4 protein-coding genes are annotated in these 4,186 nt (G+C 37.6%); 2 read left to right on the top strand and 2 right to left on the bottom strand.

Translation table 11 applies throughout. The annotated features are described in order from the left end of the window. Nucleotides 1-678 (bottom strand): M14 family zinc carboxypeptidase (locus Q0L68_RS17235; protein WP_296705504.1); only part of this gene is annotated, 678 nt, incomplete at its 3' end. 128 nt (nt 679-806) lie between these two features. On the opposite strand from Q0L68_RS17235, the gene Q0L68_RS17230 reads away from it, so the two are divergent. Further along, entirely contained in the window at nt 807-1,574 is a 768-nt protein-coding gene (locus tag Q0L68_RS17230) for a DUF1080 domain-containing protein (RefSeq protein ID WP_296705503.1), read from the top strand. Between the two features lie 72 nt (nt 1,575-1,646). Then, complete coding sequence (locus Q0L68_RS17225) at nt 1,647-2,987, top strand: Gfo/Idh/MocA family oxidoreductase (protein WP_296705502.1); 1,341 nt, start codon at nt 1,647-1,649, stop codon at nt 2,985-2,987. Between the two features lie 118 nt (nt 2,988-3,105). Here the strand turns inward: Q0L68_RS17225 and Q0L68_RS17220 are convergent. Further along, nucleotides 3,106-4,186, bottom strand: a 1,081-nt coding sequence (locus Q0L68_RS17220; protein WP_296705501.1) for a hypothetical protein, incomplete at its 5' end; no start/stop codon positions are given.

The following is a 4,186-nucleotide window of genomic DNA, read 5'->3' as shown; positions in this document are numbered from 1 at the left end:
ATGAGCTAATGGAAGCCAATCTCTATTCAAGTCAAACCAATAATGGTTCGTTCTCCCTCCAGGCCATACTTCATTATGTTCTCTGTCAAGTGGATCCGCAACAGGAGGAAAGCCTTTGTTTGTATTTGCCCAGTGGCTATGTCTATCTCTCCCATCAGGATTGACAGTTGGATCAAAATGAACGACCGCATTTTGTCTTAAATCTTTAGCAAGATCAGACTGTGATGCCAAGAGCCAATAAGCAGTCAGCATAGCCGCTTCAGCAGAAGAGGGTTCATTTCCATGAACACCATATCCCTGATGGATGATGGAAGGCATTGAACTCACATCTGGCTTGGGTTGGCTAGGATCCGCCAATTGAAGTTGTTTTAACCTGATTTCTTCCAAATTTCCCATGTTTGCTTCAGAAGCAATGGTCAGGATTATTTTAGGCCGAAGTTCGTGAGTATACCCTATCGTTTTTAATTCTGCCATTTCAGACAACTCATCGAGTTTTTCGAAATATTTGACGATCAAATCATAGCGTGTATGCCATTCGCCAATTTTGTAACCCAAGAATTCTGAGGGTGATGGAATTGAAGGATCGAATTTTTCTCCCGGGAAGAAATAATTTTCTTGTGCTTGACTGTTGAAGCAAAGAAAAGTCCCAAGAAGTAAAGCTAGTAGAGATTTTTTCATGCTTCCAATTTATTTCAATTTCGAATAGAATTTGTGGAAAAAAGGCAAAAATCCATCAATGGTTTTTTGATTGATGTCAAATTGGAGTAAATTATCAACATTAATATCTATCCAAAATAATCTATTATATGAAAAAGACATCGCTGACCCTGGCGCTAACCTTATTTACTTTTAGTATTTGCTTTTTTGCTTGTGCCCAAGAGAAAACTCCACCACCAATGAAACCCGAGGCAACAGAATTTTATACTCCTGTTCCTCCTAAGGTTACTCCCGGTGCGAATAATACAGCACCTCCTTCTGATGCTATCGTTCTGTTTGATGGTACAAGTTTAAATGGTTTTGTCAGTGCTAGAGACGGTTCAAGTCCCGCTGAATGGACCATTGAAAACGGAGAGTTAGTTGTAACCAGGGGAAAAGGAGATATACAATCCAAGCTACCTTTTGGAGATGCTCAATACCATGTGGAATGGTCAGCTCCAACTGAAATTGTAGGAGAGGGGCAAGGCAGAGGTAATTCTGGTTTCTTCCTTATGGGATTGTATGAAGTACAAGTTTTAGATAGCTATGAAAGTAAGACTTACACAAATGGTCAGGCGGGTAGTATTTACAAGCAACATCCACCATTGGCTATGGCATTGAGACCAGCAGGTCAATGGAACTACTATGATATTATTTTTAAAGCACCAAGATTCAATAAAGATGGAATTGTTACCTCTCCTGCAACTGTGACAGTTTTAATGAATGGCGTTTTGGTGCAAAATCATGTGACTTTAAAAGGACCAACCGAATATATCGGTATTCCTAACTATAAAGCTCATCCAGAAGAATTGCCGATCAAACTTCAAGACCATGGCAATCCGGTAAGATTTAGAAATATCTGGGTTCGTAAACTCTAATTAATCAATCAAAAGGAACAGAATAGCTTATTCTGTTCCTTTTTTTATCTATCCTTAATAAACCCTATAACCATGTCATCAAGAAGACGATTTATTCAAAATTCCATTCTGGTAGGAGCTGGATTAAGTATGCCAAATATTTTGACTGCTGCAGATTTTGGGCGATATACTAGAAAAGTTAAACCTGCTGATCAACTTAATTATGGTCTTATTGGAGCCAACGGAATGGGTTGGTCCAATATGAATGCACATTTGAAACTTCCAGAAGTGAATTGTGTAGCGATTGCCGATGTCGATCAAAGTGTGCTTGATAGAAGAAGTGAAGATGTTTTTAAACAAAGAGGTACAAGACCCAAATTGTATAAAGATTACAGGAAGCTTTTAGAAGATCCTGATATCGATATTGTAATTGTAGGAACCCCAGACCATTGGCATTGTCTGGTTATGTGTGATGCAGTATCAGCTGGGAAAAATGTTTATGTAGAAAAGCCTATAGCAAATACGATAGAGGAATGCCAGCTAATGGTGAAAGCCCAAGAACGATATGGTAAAGTAGTGCAAGTTGGACAATGGCAACGCTCAGGTTCCCAATATGCTCAGGCAATTGATTATGTAAAATCAGGCAAACTAGGACAAATCCGATTGGTAAAATGTTGGGCATATCAAGGATGGATGAAACCTGTTCCAGTATTACCTAACCAGGCACCTCCGGCAGGTGTTGATTATAAAATGTGGCTAGGCCCTGCTCCTGATCGTCCATTTAACCCGAATCGATTCCATTTCAATTTTCGTTGGTTTTGGGATTATGCAGGAGGGTTGATGACAGATTGGGGAGTACATGAGATAGATATAGCGCTCTATGCGATGGGAGTAAGTGCTCCAAAATCAGTGATGGCTTCCGGTGGTAAATTTGCTTATCCTGATGATGGCTCAGAGACTCCTGATACGCTACAGACAGTATACGAATACGATGGATTCAATATGCTTTGGGAACATGCAACAGGAATCGATGGAGGTAATTATGGAACCACAGAAGGAATTGCATTTATAGGAAATAATGCAACTTTGGTAGTGAATCGAGGAGGATGGAAGGTGATTCCTGAAAATGAAACAGTAGACGGAAATAGAGTTCCAAAAGTGGAAGAAGTACCTCATACCAGAGGTGAAGGAAATGCATTGGATTTACATGCCGTTAATTTTGTAGAAGCAGTCAAAGCAAATGATCCAAGCTTATTAAACTGTGCTATTCAGACGGGCAGTATTGCAGCTATCAATGCCCAAATGGGGAATATTGCTTATAAGACTGGTAAGAAAGTTTATTGGGATGCTACAAAAAATCAATTTACTGATAAAGAAGCAAACCGATTAATAAAGGCTCAATATCATAATGGCTGGGAACTGCCGAAGATATAAATTTGAAATACGAATGACGAAATACGAACCCTTCGAAGAAATTTGGAGGGTTTTTTTATAAGAATTATTTCAAATCGACTTTTTAGTGTCAATGAGAAGTCTAAGTCTATTTTATTCATCATTTTTTGAAATTGAATCGGTATTCAAAGTTTAATAAAATTTGACTATTTCTAGGATTATTATATCCTGGGAACGATAATTCTGTTGGATTTGAAAATTGATAGGTAAGGTTTAATAAATATCTTCTCTTAATAATTGCTTGACCTTGAACAAATGTACCTAAGTCGCTTGTTCCAACCCTAAACTTGTTTCCTTGGGGTAGTCCAAATCCTGATCCTAATGCTCCTTCAAATCTCATCCCCGGAAATGGACTAGGTAAGCTGTTTGAAACGCCTCCATCAATAAAAAAGTACTTTTCAGGTCCAATTCGCAAGTAAGATTGAATATAAACCGGCGAATTTACTATCAGTGTTGAAGTGTTCGATCCATTCACTTCTTTTTCTGTAAAAGCATTCCAGCCTAAACTTCCCATGTGAAGTCCGCCCCCAAGTCCAACCCATTTCCAATCTTTTTTCACATAAGGATTTACAGAAAAAAGTGTTTTTTTATTTTCAGTTAATATGGTAGGATCTAAATTATTTTCTTTCAATTGACCATAAGATAAATTGACTCCATAAGTTAGAATTCCATTCTCATTGATTTTGGCTCTTCCTATACCCAAACCTCCAACAGAATATTCGGATTCAAATGCAAAATATTGATAATTACCATCGCATCCAGAATTGCCAGATGAAGAATTGTAAAATGAACTCGAAAAATAATCACCAGTAGAGTAACCAACTTTGAAAAAGTCGTAGCTCTTTACCTGAGTACTATCTACAGGTAAAGTGTTCCAAGTTTGACTCATTAAAAAAATGGGTAAAATCATACTGGTTGATATTCCCCAACGAAATTCGGGAACTGTATTTTTCTTAAAAAAGTGAACAACAGAAATTAAAATAGCTGGAAAAAGCATCAAGTTCATCGCTAGCATTTCAGCAAAATTCATCCAGTATCTTAAAGACCAAGACAATAATACTGTAGTTCCTAAAAATATGGAGACGGTTAAAAAACTTGGGATTTGGATGTTTTCAAGGATTCTTGGATCGACAACCCTTCTTTCTCTATATAGAACAATAAGTGTTGTTATTATTACAATA

This window comes from Algoriphagus sp. (assembly GCF_024642405.1).
Lineage (GTDB): Bacteria > Bacteroidota > Bacteroidia > Cytophagales > Cyclobacteriaceae > Algoriphagus.
This window is presented reverse-complemented; position numbering and strand designations above follow the sequence as displayed.

Bases quoted from the DNA above. Each gene is read 5' to 3' on its own strand.
- Q0L68_RS17230 (WP_296705503.1), top strand. From the start codon at position 807: ATGAAAAAGACATCGCTGACCCTGGCGCTAACCTTATTTACTTTTAGT.
- Q0L68_RS17225 (WP_296705502.1), top strand. From the start codon at position 1,647: ATGTCATCAAGAAGACGATTTATTCAAAATTCCATTCTGGTAGGAGCT.